At 48.3% G+C, this 15,870-nt stretch carries 15 protein-coding genes; 12 read left to right on the forward strand and 3 right to left on the reverse strand.

The genetic code is table 11. The features are described from left to right. Nucleotide 1 precedes the first annotated feature (1 nt). The gene (gene cydX / locus RSA72_RS06240; RefSeq protein ID WP_002120988.1) at nt 2–103 is read left to right on the forward strand and encodes a cytochrome bd-I oxidase subunit CydX; all 102 of its coding nucleotides are present in this window, start codon (nt 2–4) and stop codon (nt 101–103) included. A 3-nt stretch (nt 104–106) separates the two neighbouring features. After that, nucleotides 107–403, forward strand: a complete 297-nt coding sequence (locus tag RSA72_RS06245; RefSeq protein ID WP_332624668.1) for a cyd operon YbgE family protein — start codon at nt 107–109, stop codon at nt 401–403. Between the two features lie 340 nt (nt 404–743). On the opposite strand, the gene mnmG is transcribed toward RSA72_RS06245, so the two are convergent. Continuing rightward, nucleotides 744–2,624 carry a tRNA uridine-5-carboxymethylaminomethyl(34) synthesis enzyme MnmG gene (gene mnmG, locus RSA72_RS06250; protein ID WP_332632887.1) on the reverse strand — a complete coding sequence of 627 codons (1,881 nt, stop codon included), beginning with the start codon at nt 2,622–2,624 and terminating at the stop codon, nt 744–746. Nucleotides 2,625–2,881: 257 nt separating this feature from the next. On the opposite strand from mnmG, the gene RSA72_RS06255 reads away from it, so the two are divergent. The 7 genes from RSA72_RS06255 to purD all read left to right on the forward strand — a co-directional run bounded on the left by RSA72_RS06255 (nt 2,882) and on the right by purD (nt 10,028). Further along, entirely contained in the window at nt 2,882–3,232 is a 351-nt protein-coding gene (locus RSA72_RS06255) for a hypothetical protein (RefSeq protein WP_068910850.1), read from the forward strand. A gap of 152 nt (nt 3,233–3,384) precedes the next feature. Next, nucleotides 3,385–4,272: a bile acid:sodium symporter family protein gene (locus RSA72_RS06260; protein ID WP_332624540.1), complete on the forward strand. Its 888-nt coding sequence runs from the start codon at nt 3,385–3,387 to the stop codon at nt 4,270–4,272. A gap of 192 nt (nt 4,273–4,464) precedes the next feature. Further along, nucleotides 4,465–5,367 carry a 50S ribosomal protein L11 methyltransferase gene (gene prmA / locus RSA72_RS06265; protein WP_332624539.1) on the forward strand — a complete coding sequence of 301 codons (903 nt, stop codon included), beginning with the start codon at nt 4,465–4,467 and terminating at the stop codon, nt 5,365–5,367. A 19-nt stretch (nt 5,368–5,386) separates the two neighbouring features. Then, nucleotides 5,387–6,277, forward strand: a complete 891-nt coding sequence (locus RSA72_RS06270) for a DUF3426 domain-containing protein (protein ID WP_332624538.1) — start codon at nt 5,387–5,389, stop codon at nt 6,275–6,277. A gap of 400 nt (nt 6,278–6,677) precedes the next feature. Continuing rightward, nucleotides 6,678–6,947, forward strand: a complete 270-nt coding sequence (gene fis / locus RSA72_RS06275; RefSeq protein WP_001086304.1) for a DNA-binding transcriptional regulator Fis — start codon at nt 6,678–6,680, stop codon at nt 6,945–6,947. 95 nt (nt 6,948–7,042) lie between these two features. Further along, complete coding sequence (gene purH / locus RSA72_RS06280) at nt 7,043–8,617, forward strand: bifunctional phosphoribosylaminoimidazolecarboxamide formyltransferase/IMP cyclohydrolase (RefSeq protein ID WP_332632889.1); 1,575 nt, start codon at nt 7,043–7,045, stop codon at nt 8,615–8,617. A 127-nt stretch (nt 8,618–8,744) separates the two neighbouring features. Then, on the forward strand, nt 8,745–10,028 hold the full coding sequence (gene purD / locus RSA72_RS06285; RefSeq protein WP_332632890.1) for a phosphoribosylamine--glycine ligase: 1,284 nt from the start codon (nt 8,745–8,747) through the stop codon (nt 10,026–10,028). A 242-nt stretch (nt 10,029–10,270) separates the two neighbouring features. Here purD and RSA72_RS06290 read toward each other — a convergent pair whose 3' ends face one another. Beyond that, complete coding sequence (locus RSA72_RS06290; protein WP_332632891.1) at nt 10,271–11,185, reverse strand: LysR family transcriptional regulator; 915 nt, start codon at nt 11,183–11,185, stop codon at nt 10,271–10,273. Nucleotides 11,186–11,435: 250 nt separating this feature from the next. Between RSA72_RS06290 and RSA72_RS06295 the strand changes: the two genes are divergently transcribed. Then, complete coding sequence (locus RSA72_RS06295) at nt 11,436–12,341, forward strand: LysR substrate-binding domain-containing protein (protein ID WP_332624143.1); 906 nt, start codon at nt 11,436–11,438, stop codon at nt 12,339–12,341. Between the two features lie 262 nt (nt 12,342–12,603). Here the strand turns inward: RSA72_RS06295 and map are convergent, their stop codons facing one another. Continuing rightward, entirely contained in the window at nt 12,604–13,398 is a 795-nt protein-coding gene (gene map / locus RSA72_RS06300) for a type I methionyl aminopeptidase (RefSeq protein WP_332624142.1), read from the reverse strand. Between the two features lie 354 nt (nt 13,399–13,752). Between map and brnQ the strand changes: the two genes are divergently transcribed. After that, nucleotides 13,753–15,045, forward strand: a complete 1,293-nt coding sequence (gene brnQ, locus RSA72_RS06305; RefSeq protein WP_332624141.1) for a branched-chain amino acid transport system II carrier protein — start codon at nt 13,753–13,755, stop codon at nt 15,043–15,045. Between the two features lie 552 nt (nt 15,046–15,597). Further along, nucleotides 15,598–15,837, forward strand: coding sequence for a hypothetical protein (locus tag RSA72_RS06310; RefSeq protein WP_332624140.1), 240 nt, complete (start codon nt 15,598–15,600; stop codon nt 15,835–15,837). Nucleotides 15,838–15,870: the final 33 nt, after the last annotated feature.

The raw sequence follows: 15,870 nt of genomic DNA on the forward strand, positions 1-15,870 counted from the left end.
TATGTGGTATTTTGCATGGATTCTCGGCATTTTGATGGCTTGCTTTGCAGGTGTGCTGAGTGCACTTTATATAGAGCATCACCAAGATCTTGATGAGGAATAAACCATGACTGAGGCAGCAATGACAACAGAGGAAAAAAAGCCGAATAAATTCGCAATGGCCATTTCGTTTCTGCTGGCATTGCCTCTTGCAGCGGTACTCCTCTTGCATCCGGCAGCCATGCTGGATGCCAACGGTGAATACAGCCACCGCGCCATGATGTACATCATGATTGGCATTTCCGGCGGCTTTATTCACGGCATCGGATTCATCCCAAGGTTCTGGCTGTGGAAATGGCTGTTTAGCCCTTATCTGGCTTGGCCATTGATGCTCTGGGGCTATTACACTTGGTTCCTTGCCTAAAACTTAAAAAGGCTGGATTGTTAAAATCCAGCCTTTTTTAATGCGCAATATTTCAGTTTTTTAATCCGCTGATTCAATACTCGCTCCGCCAGATTTTTCCTTCCTGCACTTGATTGCTTAAGCCATGATTCAGGAATCGCATCACCGCCGTAATACAGTCCTGCAGCGCATGCTGCTGTATCGGTTCATTTCCCAGCGCAACCGCAGTTTTAATCCTGACAACTTTCTTGCTGTAAGGCCTACCCTATTAATAAACCATTGCCGTTGGCATATTCGTTTAGACAACAGCATATTTTCCGCATAAAAAAGCCCGCTTGCGCAGGCTTTTAAGCACTTCAGCTTAAGCGGATTTCTTCGCCTGAGCATTCTTGCGGATGGTGATCATCACCAGCTGCACTGCAGCCGGCGTCACACCCGGAATACGGCTGGCTTGCGCCAATGTTTCAGGACGTATATCTTTCAATTTCAAGGTAATCTCGCGCGACAAGCCTGAAACCGCATCATAAGCAAAATCTGCAGGAATTTTCGTTTCCTCAAGACGCTTCATCTGCGCAACATCTTCCTGCTGGCGGTTGATATAGCCTTCATATTTCACCGCAATTTCAATCTGCTCGCCAACAAACGGCGATACTTCCGAACCTGTCAGCTCAGCAATTTGCGCAAAGTTGATGTTTGGACGTTTCAGCAGGTCAATTGCAGAACATTCTTTAGACAGGTCAGCGCCGGTCATTTCCACAAACTTTTTACCCATCGGGTTATTTGGCGCAGCCCAGAGATGCTGCAGGCGGGCTTTTTCAGTTTCTACCGCTTCCATTTTTTCACAGTAAGCTGTCCAGCGCTCATCATCCACCAGCCCCATTTCACGGCCAATGGCGGTTAAGCGCTGATCCGCATTGTCTTCGCGCAGCATCAGGCGGTATTCCGCGCGTGAAGTAAACATGCGGTACGGTTCTTTGGTGCCCAAAGTAATCAGGTCATCCACCAGAACACCCATATAGGCTTCATCGCGTTTCGGCGTCCACTGCTCCTGATCCCATGCGCGGCGCGCGGCGTTCAAGCCAGCCAGCAGGCCTTGCGCGCCGGCTTCTTCATAACCCGTCGTGCCGTTAATTTGGCCAGCAAAGTACAGATTATTGATGGCTTTGGTTTCCAGAGAGAACTTCAGCGCCTGCGGATTAAAGTAGTCATATTCAATAGCATAGCCCGGGCGGAGAATGTGCGCATTTTCCATGCCGCGGATTGAGCGCACCAGCTCAAACTGCACATCAAACGGCAGCGAAGTTGAAATGCCGTTTGGATACAGCTCATGCGTATCCAGGCCCTCAGGCTCCAAGAACACCTGATGCGAATCTTTATCAGCAAATTTATGAATTTTGTCTTCAATTGACGGGCAGTAGCGCGGGCCTACGCCTTCAATTACGCCCGTGTACATCGGCGAACGGTCTAAGCCGCCGCGGATGATGTCATGCGTGCGCTCATTGGTATGCGTGATATAGCAGTTTACCTGCTCCGGATGCATTGAAGCATCCCCCATGAAAGACATGGTTGGCGATGGAAAATCGCCCGGCTGCGGAATCATGACGGAAAAATCCACTGAACGCGCATCAATCCGCGGCGGCGTGCCGGTTTTCAGGCGCCCGACCGGCAAATTCAATTCGCGCAGGCGGGCAGCCAATGAAATTGAAGGCGGATCGCCCGCGCGGCCGCCGCTGGATTTTTCCAAGCCGACATGAATTACGCCGCCCAAGAATGTGCCTGTTGTCAATACCACCGTTTTCGCATCAAAGCGGATACCCATTTGCGTCACAACGCCTTTAACGGTATCGCCTTCCACAATCAGGTCATCAGCCGCCTGCTGGAAAATATCCAAGTTGGCCTGATTTTCCAAAGTGTCGCGGATGGCGGCTTTATAGCGCACGCGGTCAGCCTGCGCGCGGGTTGCGCGCACCGCCGCGCCTTTGCGCGAGTTCAAAATGCGGAACTGAATGCCGCCTTTGTCAGCAGCCAGCGCCATTGCGCCGCCCAGCGCGTCAATTTCACGCACAAGGTGCGATTTGCCAATGCCGCCAATAGCCGGGTTGCAGCTCATCTGCCCTAAAGTCTCAATGTTGTGAGTTAAAAGCAGCGTCTGCCGGCCCATGCGCGCCGCAGCCAGCGCCGCTTCAGTACCCGCGTGACCGCCGCCGATAACAATGACATCGTAAACTTTAGGATAATGCATAGTGGTATTGAGAGAGTTAAAAAATAATGACCAAGTATTATAGCAAAACTTCATGCATAAGTTGACAGAATAAGTCGATTTTATTGTGATTTGCCTAGCACAGCGGTTTTCATCCGGCAATCTTTTGCCGTTAAGAATTGCATATTTAAGCAAAATGAAACAATTTTAAAGTAAAAGTTACCTGATCAATGTTGCTTTATTTTGCTTGTTTTTTATCCTGTTAGATAGGCCCGTTAGAAACCATAAGGACAACAATCATGCATAAGAATGTCATTCTGTCATCGATTCTCTGCGGTTTATGTTTAGCGCCATTTGCAGCCTCTGCAAATGACAAAGTTGAAACGGTTTACAATGCTCAAAAATATCAGCAAGTCTGCAAAGGCAAATCACAAGGCGCGCCGGTCAGCTTTGCTTACCGAGGCATTATCTGGAACGGCACATGCGAACCGCAATTCTTTGCATCCGGCAAACACGCCATGATTAAAGGCGATGAAGCCGAACTCTATTCAGCTTGCGACAGCGACACCGGCGTAAAATCGGTCACCATTGACGGCATGGAAGTTAAAGGCAAATGCGCCTTAGGCTTTGAAGCGCCCCGCCCTAAATAATCCCCTGCGTTACGGTGGCTTAACCGCCGCCACACTGCTGCAAAAAGCGGGCCAAACAATGTTTTGCCCGCTTTATTTATTGCTTATTTAAAAAACTGGTTTACACTCAAAATACGCCTAATTAAGGACGAAAATAAAAAAAAGGATATTCCATGGATTCGGGGTTATTTGCTTTTTTTCTGCCCGTAACGCTGGCCCTGATGATGATGGGCCTGGGCTTAGAGCTTTCTGTTAAAGACTTCATGCGCATCGGGCGCTACCCTAAAGTGGTTTTTCTGGCGCTTTTCACCCAGCTGATTATTTTAGTTTCAATCGCTTTCCTAATCTGCAAAGTGCTGAACCTGCCGCCTTTGCTCGCCGTTGGCCTGATGCTGCTGGCCGCTTCTCCGGGCGGGCCGACAGCCAACCTGTTCAGCTATATCTATAAAGGCGATGTGGCGCTGAACATCACCCTGACCGCCATCAATTCAGTCATCTGCACATTTACCCTGCCTTTTATTGTCAATCTATCCCTGCTGCATTTTTTAGGTGAAAAAACCGCAATCGGCATGCCGGTCGAAAAAATCGCGCAGGTCTTTCTTATTATCCTGATTCCCGTATGCCTTGGCATGCTGCTGCGCTCTGCGGCGCCGGCGCTTGCCTACCAGCTGAACCGGCCCATGCGCCTGCTGTCAGCGTTCTTTTTAGCGTCCATTTTCATTTACGCGCTGTTTAAGGAAAAAAACCATGTCGTGCTGTATTTCGCCGATGTCGGCATCGCCACAGCCATCTTCTGCTTTTCAAGCCTATTTATCGGCTATCTGGTGCCGCATCTGGCCAGAATTCCTGAAAAGCAGGCGCGCGCCTGCACCTTTGAGATCGGCATTCATAATACCGCCATTTCCATGACCATTGCGCTGTCGGTTTTGTCCAATACCGCCATTGCCATTCCTGCCGGCGTATATTCCCTGTTCATGTACATTTTCGCCATGTTTTTTGGCTTTATCCTAACCCGCAAAGGCGGCCATTTAATGACAGGCGCGGAAACTTCCAAAATTTAACCCGCCGCAGCGGATCAGGCTTTTCCGGTCAATGCACCCTTTGCCGCGTATCGAAAAGAGCGCGCTTTAAACATCCGCAGCAGCCAGCGCTTTCGCGCATCCTTTATTTTCAGCGTTCAGGCAATAAGCTATAGGCGCTGAATGCCGAGTTCCGCTACAATAGCCTTTTACATAACAATTTAGGTTCTTCCCGTGAAGTGGTTACAAATTCATATTACTGTTGATCAAGCGCAAGTCGATTACACCGAAACCCTGCTCAGCTCTATGGGCGCAGTCAGTGTAACTTTGGATGATGCTGAGAATCAGGAACTGCTGGAACCGCTGCCGGGTGAAACGCCGCTTTGGAATAAAGTCATTGTTACCGGCATTTATGCGCAGGAAGACGGCGAAGAAATTGATGTTGAAGCGCTGGAAACCTTTATTAAGGCGCAGCTGCCTGAAGCGCCGTTGCGCAGCGAGCTGATTGAAGATCAGGAATGGGAACGCACATGGATGGACGCTTATGAGCCGATTCAGATTGCGGAAAAATACTGGATCGTTCCTGAATGGATGGAAGCGCCGGAACCTGATGCGGTGAACATTAAGCTGGACCCGGGCTTGGCTTTCGGCACAGGCAACCATGCGTCAACTTTCCTTTGCCTGCAATGGCTGGGCAAAACCGATGTTAAAGATAAAGTTGTCATTGATTACGGCTGCGGTTCAGGCATTTTAGGCGTGGCGGCCCTGCTGCTCGGCGCCAAAAAAGTCTATGCCACTGACATTGACCCGCAGGCGGTTCATGCCACAAAACAGAATGCCGAACTGAATGGCGTGCTGGAAAATCTATATGTCGGCCTGCCGGAAGAATTCAACGAGGCCTTCAAAGGCCAGCAAGCAGACATCTTGATTGCAAATATTCTGGCCGGCCCGCTCATGGAGCTTGCGCCTGAGTTCGCAGCTTTGGTGAAATCTGAGGGAGAGTTCGCACTTGCCGGCGTCATCGAAGAACAAGTTGCTGATGTTTCTAGCATTTACTCAAAATATTTTGATATATTAGAGGTCGAACATCGTGAAGAACACTGGTGCCGGATCTCAGGAAAGCGCCACAAGCATTAATAGATTACCTTAAGCACTTATGAGCAATAAACAGACATTCTGCCCAACTTGTTCCACCACCTACAAAGTAACGGTCGCTCAGCTGACCGTTGCGCAAGGCATGGTCTGCTGCCCTAAGTGCTCAACTTCGTTCAATGCATTAAGCTATTTGGTTGCAGACAAAGCCTCCGCGGCTCATGCTGCAGCTGAACCGCGGGCTTCAGATGGCGCTTTTACGCCGGCAGCTCAAATTGACCTTTCCAAGTTCAGCTTTGAGCATGCGCCGGTGCAAAGCTGCCGTGAGCAGCCGCGCGGCCTGCTGGATCTTTTTGAAGATAAAGTTCAAAACTCCAATATTGACCTGAAAACCTATTTAAACAACCTGAACTACTTCAGCACTGAGCCGATCGGCAATTTTCCGGCGCTGAACTGGACAGACAAAGCCGATACCGAGAAAAAGCGCAGCGTGCTGAATTATGCAGCCTGGACTGCTGTGAATTTCCTGCTGATTGGCACATTGCTGTTCCAGTTTTTCTGGTTCAATCCGCAGTATTTAAAAAACAGTCCGGTTATGGGCGCTTCATTTAATGCCGTCTGCGAAGTTTTCAACTGCTCTAAACTTCAAGCGCATTACAATTTAATCACCACTAAAAAAGTAAAAGTCCGCGCAATTTCCAAAAACGAAGTGGAATTCAAAGGCCAGCTGGTCAACTATCATGACCGCAGCTTAGCCCTGCCGGTGATCCGTGTTGAGCTTAAAGAACACGGCGCTGTATTTGCAACCTACACGCTGCAGCATCAGGAATATTTGACAGACAGCCTTTCCGGCATTCAGCGCATTCCAACCAACAGCCCGTTCAAATTCAAATTTAAGCTTCCTGTCGACCGCAAAAGCTTCGACAGCTACAATTTAGAAATAATTCATCCATAAGATTGAAAAAACCTATTAAAAACTGCAAAAAAATTAAAAAAAAATGCAGTTTTCTTGCTCACTTTTTCTAAGACAATGGTATGATACGCGCCACGAAAGCTTTGCACTGCAAACTCCTCACTAATTTTTCACAAAAAATACGATCCCGCCAAATGCGCTTTAGATAATATTGCGTATTGAGCAGATTTTTTTTGTTTGATTTTGGCCTGTAACAAATATTAATCTATTGTTACGCTTAAATTCTGATCAATTTCCTGAGTTGTGGCAAGCTAAGCTAAATTGTAATGTACACGTTTTAGAACTCTAGTTTTAGGATCTAAAACAGAGTTCATTGAATTTTTAGACCACTTTTATATATCACTTTACCCAAGTGATACCTGATTTTTTCGGATTAATTCGCATGAATAGCAAATCTCCTATTTTTACTGCACAATCTGATGTCGCTCTGCGTATTCACGTAGACCGCGCAGTTCGTCATTACTTTGCACAGCTGCAAGGCGAACAGCCTTCTCAGGTATATGACATGGTGCTGGCAGAAATGGAGAAACCTCTTTTATCTGTAGTTCTGGAATATACGCGCGGCAATCAGACGCGCGCAGCCGAGATCCTCGGACTCAACCGCGGGACTTTACGTAAAAAGTTGAAAGCTCACGGTTTAATGAGTGAATAAATGATAAAATGCTTGCGGCTTCCGCAGGCATTTTTTTTAACCTGAATTTTGCCTATTTTTGTTTTAATCTGCACTTGAAAACTGTGACGAAGATCATGACTATTAAACGCGCTTTAATCTCTGTTTCTGACAAGACTGGTATTGTTGAATTTGCACAAAACCTTGCTGCTCTTGGGGTAGAAATTTTATCTACTGGCGGTACATACAAATTGTTGAAAGACAATAATGTCGCCGTAGTTGAAGTTTCAGAGCATACGGGTTTCCCAGAGATGATGGACGGCCGTGTAAAAACTCTGCATCCGAAAATCCATGGCGGCATTCTGGCGCGTCGCGGTCTAGACGAAGCGGTAATGGCTGAACACAACATCGACGCAATCGACCTTGTTGTTGTAAACCTCTACCCTTTTGCGGCTACTGTCGCCAAGCCGAACTGCTCGCTTGCTGACGCGATTGAAAATATCGACATCGGCGGCCCAACCATGGTTCGCGCTGCGGCGAAAAACCATGCCTCTGTCGGCATTGTGGTGAATGCGTCTGACTATGCAGCAGTGATTGCCGAGCTTAAAGCCGATGGCGCTTTATCTCATGCAACACGTTTTGATCTGGCGGTTAAAGCCTTTGAGCATACTGCGCAATACGACGGCATGATTGCTTCTTACCTAGGCGCCCGCGTAGGCAAGGAAGAAGGCCAGGCAGACAAATTTGCACGCACTTTCAATACACAACTGAATAAAGCGCAAGATCTCCGTTACGGCGAAAACCCGCATCAGGCAGCAGCCTTCTATGTAGAAGACACCGCTTCTGAAGCTTCAGTTTCAACAGCCAAGCAGCTGCAAGGCAAAGAGCTTTCCTATAACAACATTGCCGATACAGACGCAGCGCTGGAATGCGTGAAATCATTCGCCAAGCCGGCATGCGTGATTGTTAAACACGCTAACCCATGCGGCGTTGCAGTGTCTTTGGACGGCATTCAAACAGCTTATGACCTAGCTTATGCGACTGACCCTGAATCCGCTTTCGGCGGCATCATTGCATTCAACCGCGAATTAGACGCAGCGACTGCGCAAGCCATTGTTGACCGCCAATTTGTTGAAGTCATCATTGCGCCAAGCATCGCTGACGGCGTACTGGAAATCACTGGCGCGAAAAAGAATGTCCGCGTGCTGGTTTGCGGCGAACTTCCTGCAATTGATGCCCGCCAAGCACAGCTTGACTACAAGCGCGTAAACGGCGGTTTGCTTGTTCAAGACCAAGACTTAGGCATGATCACCAAAGATGATCTTAAAGTGGTAACTAAGCGTGCGCCAACTGAGCAAGAAATTGATGACATGATCTTTGCCTGGAAAGTTGCGAAATACGTGAAATCCAACGCAATTGTTTATGCAAAAAACCGCCAGACCATCGGTGTAGGCGCAGGCCAGATGAGCCGCGTCAACTCTGCCCGCATTGCAGCCATCAAAGCAGAACATGCCGGCCTCGTGGTTGAAGGCGCAGTTATGGCGTCTGACGCATTCTTCCCGTTCCGTGACGGCATTGACAATGCAGCCAAAGCCGGCATCAAGTGCATCATCCAGCCGGGCGGCTCTATGCGCGACGAAGAAACTATTGCCGCAGCCGATGAAGCCGGCATTGCAATGGTGTTCACCGGCATGCGCCACTTCCGCCATTAATTAATTTTTCAATCCTCCCTAGCCCTCCTTTAATAAAGGAGGGTTTTCTATATCATAATAGAACGAAGGGAGTCCCCCTTTATAAAGGGGGATTTAGGGGGATTCTATTTCTAAAGGATTTTTGAAGATGAATATTTTAGTTTTGGGTAATGGCGGCCGTGAACATGCGCTTGCATGGAAAATCGCGCAAGACGATAAAGTAGCGAAAGTTTTTGTTGCTCCAGGCAATGCCGGCACAGCAACCGAAAGCAAATGCGAAAACGTAGGCTTAAGCATTTTAGACAATGCCGCGATTATCGAATTTGCCAAAAGCCATGCGGTTGATTTAGTCATCGTCGGCCCTGAGGCGCCGCTGGTCAATGGCGTGGTGGACGCCTGCCGTGAAGCCGGCGTTAAAGTTTGGGGCCCAACCCAATTCGCTGCGCAGCTGGAAGGCTCCAAAGCATTCGCCAAACACTTCCTGAAGCGCCACAATATTCCAACAGCATTCTATGACGTATTTACCGAAGTAGACACGGCCAAAGCATTTGTTGAAAAAAATGGCGCGCCGATTGTAATCAAGGCTGATGGCCTGGCTGCCGGCAAAGGCGTAATTGTCGCCATGACCAATAAGGAAGCTTTTGATGCAATTGATGACATGCTGGCCGGCAACAAATTCGGCGATGCCGGTTCCCGCGTTGTAATTGAAGAATTCCTTGCCGGCGAAGAAGCGTCGTTCATCTGCATGATTGACGGCGACAACATTCTGCCGATGGCGACTTCGCAAGACCACAAGCGCATTTTTGAAGGCGACCAAGGTCCGAACACTGGCGGCATGGGCGCTTACTCACCTGCGCCTGTCGTAACAGCTGAAGTGTTTGAGCGCGTGATGCAAGAAGTCATGCGCCCGACCGTTGACGGCATGAAGGCGGATGGCCACGTATACACAGGCTTCCTGTATGCAGGCTTAATGATTGATGATCAAGGTCAGCCGCGCGTGATTGAATTCAACTGCCGTTTCGGCGACCCTGAAACCCAGCCGATCATGATGCGCTTAAAATCATCGTTGGTGGATTTGGTTGAAGCCGGCATCGCAGGCAACCTGCCGGCGGAAGCTGAATGGGATGAGCGCAAAACCGTCGGCATCGTCCTTGCATCTAAGGGTTATCCTGAAACTTCAAGCAAAGATGACGTAATTTCCGGCTTAGACACCGAAATGACCGATGCCAAAGTCTTCCACGCAGGTACTGCTGTAAATGCAAATGGCGAGATCGTAACGGCCGGCGGCCGCGTGCTTTGCGTAACCGCATTGGGCAATACCATTGGTGAAGCACAAGCAAAAGCATTAGAACTTTGTGAAAAAGTGACTTTTGATGGCGTTCAATACCGCAAAGACATTGGCTACCGCGCCATTGCACGTGAAAATGCTTAATTGTCACAGGCAGCGCTAAAAGCCTGCCGCATACCACAATCCTGATCAGTTAAGGAGCTTTATCATAAGCTCCTTAATTTTTTAAGCCTTCAACGCAGGCATTTGCGCTTTTAAATGCGGTGGCTGCAGCATGAGCCAGCGCAAAAATCCCGCCAAGCCCGGCATATCAGCCATCAAGTCCAGCCGCAACTTTAAAATTCTGGCAATGTCATTTTGCGCAATGGAAACCGGCAGGCTGATTTTTAAAAAACCCGGCGGTCGTATTCAATCGCCTCCAAATCATAAACCTGATATACGCAGTCAAATAATGGGCGGGTATATTGGCCTTCGTCATCGTTGCGCACAATCAGGTAAATTGGGCTGACGGCAGCGCTGTCCGCCAGCGGCAGGTAGTTGACATGCCTGAACTGCATCATTTTGACCGATTCCGGCACAATGCAGATGCCTTCACCAGCCGCTACCATGCCCAGCGACTGCTGCAGGCAATCCAGTACCGCAAAGCGTTTCGGCTCCAAGCCATACTCCAGAAACAGCGATTTCACCTGCACAGCATAGCCCGGGCCGGCCTGCGACGGATAAGAAAAAATCTGCTCGTCATTCAGCTCCGCCAGCGAAATCGGGCGGCGCTGATTGGCAAAAGGATGGCTGGAATGCACCGCCGCCATTAAGCGCTCTTCACGCAGCTGCACCCGCTTGACCGCCGGGTCTGAAATGCGCACCCGGCCAAAGCAGACATCGACCCGCCCCTCCTTCAGCGCCTGAATCTGCGCCATGCCGTTCAGCTCCAGCAGCTTTATATTTAAGTTCGGATGCTGCTGGCGGAACAGGTAAACAATCCGGGGCAGCAGGCCGCACAGCAAGGAGCTGCTGTAACCCAGCTGTATGGTGCGCTCAGTCATGCCGGCGCGCTGGGTAATCAGCTTGATTTCTTCCGCATTGGATAAAAGCTTCAGCGCCTGCTGATAGAAAAAATGCCCGACCGCCGTGGTACGGAGCGGCCGGCTGCCGCGCTCAAACAAAGGCGCGCCCAGCTCCTGTTCTAAATTTTGAATTTGGCGGCTTAATGGCGGCTGCGCAATAAATAATTTTTCGGCGGCCTTGGTAAAGCTTTGCGCTTCAACCACAGCGACAAAATAGCGTAAATGTCTTAATTCCATGACACATCCTCATGGCTTTTATGGCCTGCATGATACTGCTCAAGTCAACTGCATGCGCCGCCGGCATTCCTTTTTTCCGGTTCAGCGCTTAAGGCCAGTTTAACCCGACATGCTACGTGCATTCCACCGCGTTTCGAAGGCGACTTTAGTCTGGAAAAATGCATTAGGCCGCTGAATAACAAGTATCATTTGACAAAATGAAACGATTAATTTTAATTTGCCAATATTGTTGCAAATATGGAATATTAAGATGCTCAGCGATTTGGATGATTTTTACTGTTTTGCCCAAGTGGTGGAACACGGCGGCTTCAGCGCTGCCGAACGCGCGACAGACATTCCCAAGTCCAAGCTCAGCCGGCGGGTTTACAATCTGGAAGAACGCTTAGGCGTGCGCCTGATTCAGCGCAGTTCGCGGCATTTTGCCGTAACCGATATCGGCATGAATATCTACCGCCATGCGCAGGTGATGATGAACGCGGCCCAAGCTGCCCATGATCTGGTTGACCACTTAAGCACCAAGCCGCGCGGCGTGATTAAAATCAGCCTGCCAGTTTCCATTGCGCAAAATGACATTGCCAGAATTCTGCCGAAATTTCTGAAAATGTATCCGGAAATCAAAATTCAGATGATGGTGACCAACCGCCGTGTCGACATCATCAATGAAGGCTTCGATTTGGCGCTCCGGGTGCGCGACAATTTGGACGATGACCCGAATTTAGTGATCCGCAAATTTGAAACCATTGAGCAGCACTTATTCGCCAGTCAAGCCTATCTGAATCAATACGGCGATCTAAAGCAGCCGGAAGATTTGGCTCAGCATCATATCCTCAGCATGGCGGACGAGCATTTAGACCAGCATATTGTGGTGCACGATGATCAGGGCAATCAAAAGAAGATCCGGGTCAACCCGGTCATTATGGGTTCAGATTTAAGCATGCTGGCGCAGCTGGCCTGCCAGGACTGCGGCATTGCCCTGCTGCCGGACAGCATTGTGAACGACCACTTAAAATCCGGCGCGCTGGTGCGGGTACTGCCGAAGTGGAAAGCGCCGCATGGCATCTTCCATGCAGTCTACCCTTCGCGGCGCGGCCTGCTGCCGGCAGTGCGGGTATTTATTGACTATCTGGTTGAAAATTTAACCAAGGCAAAAGATTAAGGCAAAAAAAAGCTTACCCACGAAGGATAAGCTGAAACTTAAAATACAGAAACTACAGCAGAATCTGTTAAAGCAAGAATACAAAGAAAACTGCTTTCAGTTAAATAGGAAATTGCTCTAAGCCGGAGCAGCTGTTTTCCTGAAAGCATTGCTGTTAAAGCATTCATCCATATAGACTTATTGCTAATTCATCTTTATCTGCCTGCAGCGCAGATTTTATAGACTAAAGTCGCAACTCTTTTATTTATATCAGTTTTTCTGCTTAAATCGCCGGGTAGCTGCCCGTGCCTTCCGGCCACGGCGAAAGCAGCTCAAAGCCGTCATCGGTCACCGCAACCATATGCTCCCACTGCGCAGACCAAGAGCGGTCTGCAGTCACCACAGTCCAGCCATCTTTCAGTTCCTTGGTGCGCGCCTTGCCAGCGTTCACCATCGGCTCAATGGTAAACACCATGCCTTTTTTCAGCGTCACGCCTTGGCCCGGCTGGCCATAGTGCAGTACGCTCGGCTGCTCGTGGTAAATCTTGCCGATGCCGTGCCCGCAGTATTCGCGCACAATCGTATAGCCTTGGCGCTGCGCCACCGTTTGAATCGCATGGCCGATATCGCCCAGCGTTGCGCCCGGCTTGACGGCATGTATGCCGGCTACCATGGCTTCATAAGTGGTTTCAACCAGGCGCTTGGCTTCAGGCTGAACCGCGCCGACGTAGTACATGCGGCTGGTGTCGCCAAAATAGCCGTCTTTGACAATCGCCACGTCAATATTGATGATGTCGCCGTCTTTTAAAACCGTTTTAGCCGATGGAATGCCGTGGCAGACAACTTCATTCGGCGAAATGCAGGTGGTTTTGGTATAGCCGTAATAGCCGACGTTTGCAGGAATGACCTTTAAAGTATTGACAATAAAATCATTGCAGATGTCGTCCAGATATTCAGTCGTCACACCCGGCTTGACATGCTCCCCGATCATCTGCAAAACCTGCGCAGCCAAACGCCCCGAAATACGGAGCTTTTCGATATCCTGCTCAGTTTTAATCGTGATATTGGAAGCCTTCATTGCAACATCCTCAAATAAGATGCTGCTGATTATAGACCTTTTCAATCTTTTTTGCTTTTTTGCGCGCCCGGCCCGCACAATTGCGCCCGCAGGCCGGACGCCGCTCTGCGCAATTTGCAGGCAATTGAACCGGCATCAGGAAATTCATAAAAAACTATGCAAACCTATATTTTATAATAATTTTTTATATTTTATACCGATAATCAACCATCTACATCAAACAGAATTTTATTCTCCGATATATTGATTTTTAATATTATAAAAAAAATTAATAAGATCCATAAAATAAACTCCAAAAATCATTGCAATTGCACTAAAATTGCCTCTTTTGACTGATTCTTCTCCTTTAATTTTATGACAAATCTCCGTACAAGAGATATTGTTGCCCTAGGTTTTATGACCTTTGCGCTGTTCATTGGCGCAGGCAATATTATCTTTCCACCGATTGTGGCTCAGCAAGCCGGTGAACATGTCTGGCTGGCTGCTTTAGGCTTTTTAATCACTGCAGTTGGCTTGCCTGTTATCACCATTGTCGCATTATCGCGCGTAGAAGGCTCCATTCAGCTGTTAAGCTCACCGCTTGGCAAAGCTGCCAGCATTGTGCTGACAATCGTGTGCTACCTAGCTGTAGGGCCTTTATTCGCGACACCGCGTACCGCAACCGTTTCTTATGAAATCGGCTTTTCTTCCTACTTTGGCGACTCATCCAGCAGCCTGCTGATTTACAGCATTGTCTACTTTGCGCTGGTGACTGTGGTCTGCCTGTATCCAAACAAAATTTTAGATACGGTCGGCTACTTCCTTTCGCCGCTGAAAATTCTGGCTCTGGTGGTTTTAGGCATTTCCGCCTTCTTAATTCCAACCGGCGATGTGCCGCCTGCAATTGACAACTATGTCAGCAGCCCTGTTTCTGAAGGCATTGTCAATGGCTACCTGACTATGGACACCTTAGGCGCACTGGTCTTCGGCATTGTGATTGTGAAAGCCATTACCTCACGCGGCGTAACCGACAAAAAACTGGTGACGAAATATGCGGTGATTGCCAGCATCATTTCCGGCATCGGCTTAACGCTGGTCTATGTCAGCCTGTTTAAACTGGGCATGGGCAGCCATGAATATGCTCCAAATGCAGCCAACGGCGCAGTGATCCTGCATGCCTATGTGCAGCACGCATTTGGCGATATGGGCGCGTATTTCCTCTCCGCGATGATTTTCATTGCCTGCATGGTAACTGCTATTGGCCTCACCTGCGCCTGTGCGGAATACTTCTCGAACCTGACTAAAATTCCTTACAAAGTCTTTGTCTTCATTCTGGTCGGCTTCTCCCTGCTGATTTCAAACTTAGGCCTGACCAAGCTGATTGCTGTTTCTGTGCCGGTTTTAAGCGCAATTTATCCGCCAGCAATTGCAGTGATTCTGCTGAGCTTCTGCACAAAATTCTGGAACCAGCCATCCCGCGTGATGATGCCGGTTACAGCAGTTGCGCTTATTTTCGGCATTTTTGACGGAATGAAAGTTGCCGGTTTTGATGATGTATTGCCTGCATTCCTGCAGAACTTGCCGCTGAATGAGCAAAGCTTAGCGTGGTTTATTCCATCTGTGATTGTTCTTGTGATTGCTGCAGTGATTGACAAAGCTAGAAAATAACCTTCCAGCGATGCGCCTAAAATCTGATTTTTACCCAAATGACGATTTTACGATGACCAATAATTGCTATGTTTTATCCAAATGTGCTTTTATTTGTCTCACTGTATCGGCGGCAGCGCCCTATTCTGAAGCGGCCAGATTCCAGCCGCCAGCGGTCGCCAAAAATAACGCGGCCTGCAGCGCCTGATTCCAAAATAATTAAAATTCAATTACCTTAGTCCAAACAACACTTACATTTCCTCCATTCTTTCTGCGCAGTCAGCGCCTATTCTATTCCGTTCCGCAAATTTATGCTTTTGGCATATATATTGCTTGCCTTATGATAGGTAGATATTGCATTCATTTTTCTTAACCCAACCCATAGCGCGCCAATATATGCAGTATTTACCAAATTAATAATGGTATTACGTATAGACTATGATCTAACATAGATATATGACAAAATAATGACATTTACTATTGAAATGCTTTTGAATAAGCAGTAAAACTGTAAATGTAATGCTTACTGAAACAATCAGGTTTCAGCAGTAAACAACAAAAGGAGGGGTGGAGATGTTATCAATACATTTCAATAAAGAATTCTTCATTAACGCTCTAAAAGCCAATAAGAATATGGTGACTTTTTTAAGCACCACTATTGCGCTGATGCTTACGTTATTGCTTCAAGGCTTAATGCAGGGAAACTTAAGGCTTGAATACTTTGGCTATGCGCTGATTGTCTCATTCGCTTTCTTCCTCTGGGCGGCGATTGATGAAAAGTACCGCAAGCAGAAAAACTCTGATTATGTCTAAGACAAGACAGATGGATGATCCGTCATCCATCTA

The organism is Acinetobacter sp., assembly GCF_036659555.1.
In the GTDB taxonomy this organism is placed as follows: domain Bacteria; phylum Pseudomonadota; class Gammaproteobacteria; order Pseudomonadales; family Moraxellaceae; genus Acinetobacter.

What these genes read in the sequence shown, in the direction of transcription:
- cydX (WP_002120988.1), top strand. Translation starts at nt 2, where the DNA reads ATGTGGTATTTTGCATGGATTCTCGGCATTTTGATGGCTTGCTTTGCA.
- RSA72_RS06245 (WP_332624668.1), top strand. Translation starts at nt 107, where the DNA reads ATGACTGAGGCAGCAATGACAACAGAGGAAAAAAAGCCGAATAAATTC.
- mnmG (WP_332632887.1), bottom strand. Translation starts at nt 2,624, where the DNA reads ATGCATTATCCTAAAGTTTACGATGTCATTGTTATCGGCGGCGGTCAC.
- RSA72_RS06255 (WP_068910850.1), top strand. Translation starts at nt 2,882, where the DNA reads ATGCATAAGAATGTCATTCTGTCATCGATTCTCTGCGGTTTATGTTTA.
- RSA72_RS06260 (WP_332624540.1), top strand. Translation starts at nt 3,385, where the DNA reads ATGGATTCGGGGTTATTTGCTTTTTTTCTGCCCGTAACGCTGGCCCTG.
- RSA72_RS06270 (WP_332624538.1), top strand. Translation starts at nt 5,387, where the DNA reads ATGAGCAATAAACAGACATTCTGCCCAACTTGTTCCACCACCTACAAA.
- fis (WP_001086304.1), top strand. Translation starts at nt 6,678, where the DNA reads ATGAATAGCAAATCTCCTATTTTTACTGCACAATCTGATGTCGCTCTG.
- purH (WP_332632889.1), top strand. Translation starts at nt 7,043, where the DNA reads ATGACTATTAAACGCGCTTTAATCTCTGTTTCTGACAAGACTGGTATT.
- purD (WP_332632890.1), top strand. Translation starts at nt 8,745, where the DNA reads ATGAATATTTTAGTTTTGGGTAATGGCGGCCGTGAACATGCGCTTGCA.
- RSA72_RS06290 (WP_332632891.1), bottom strand. Translation starts at nt 11,185, where the DNA reads ATGGAATTAAGACATTTACGCTATTTTGTCGCTGTGGTTGAAGCGCAA.
- RSA72_RS06295 (WP_332624143.1), top strand. Translation starts at nt 11,436, where the DNA reads ATGCTCAGCGATTTGGATGATTTTTACTGTTTTGCCCAAGTGGTGGAA.
- map (WP_332624142.1), bottom strand. Translation starts at nt 13,398, where the DNA reads ATGAAGGCTTCCAATATCACGATTAAAACTGAGCAGGATATCGAAAAG.
- brnQ (WP_332624141.1), top strand. Translation starts at nt 13,753, where the DNA reads ATGACAAATCTCCGTACAAGAGATATTGTTGCCCTAGGTTTTATGACC.
- RSA72_RS06310 (WP_332624140.1), top strand. Translation starts at nt 15,598, where the DNA reads ATGTTATCAATACATTTCAATAAAGAATTCTTCATTAACGCTCTAAAA.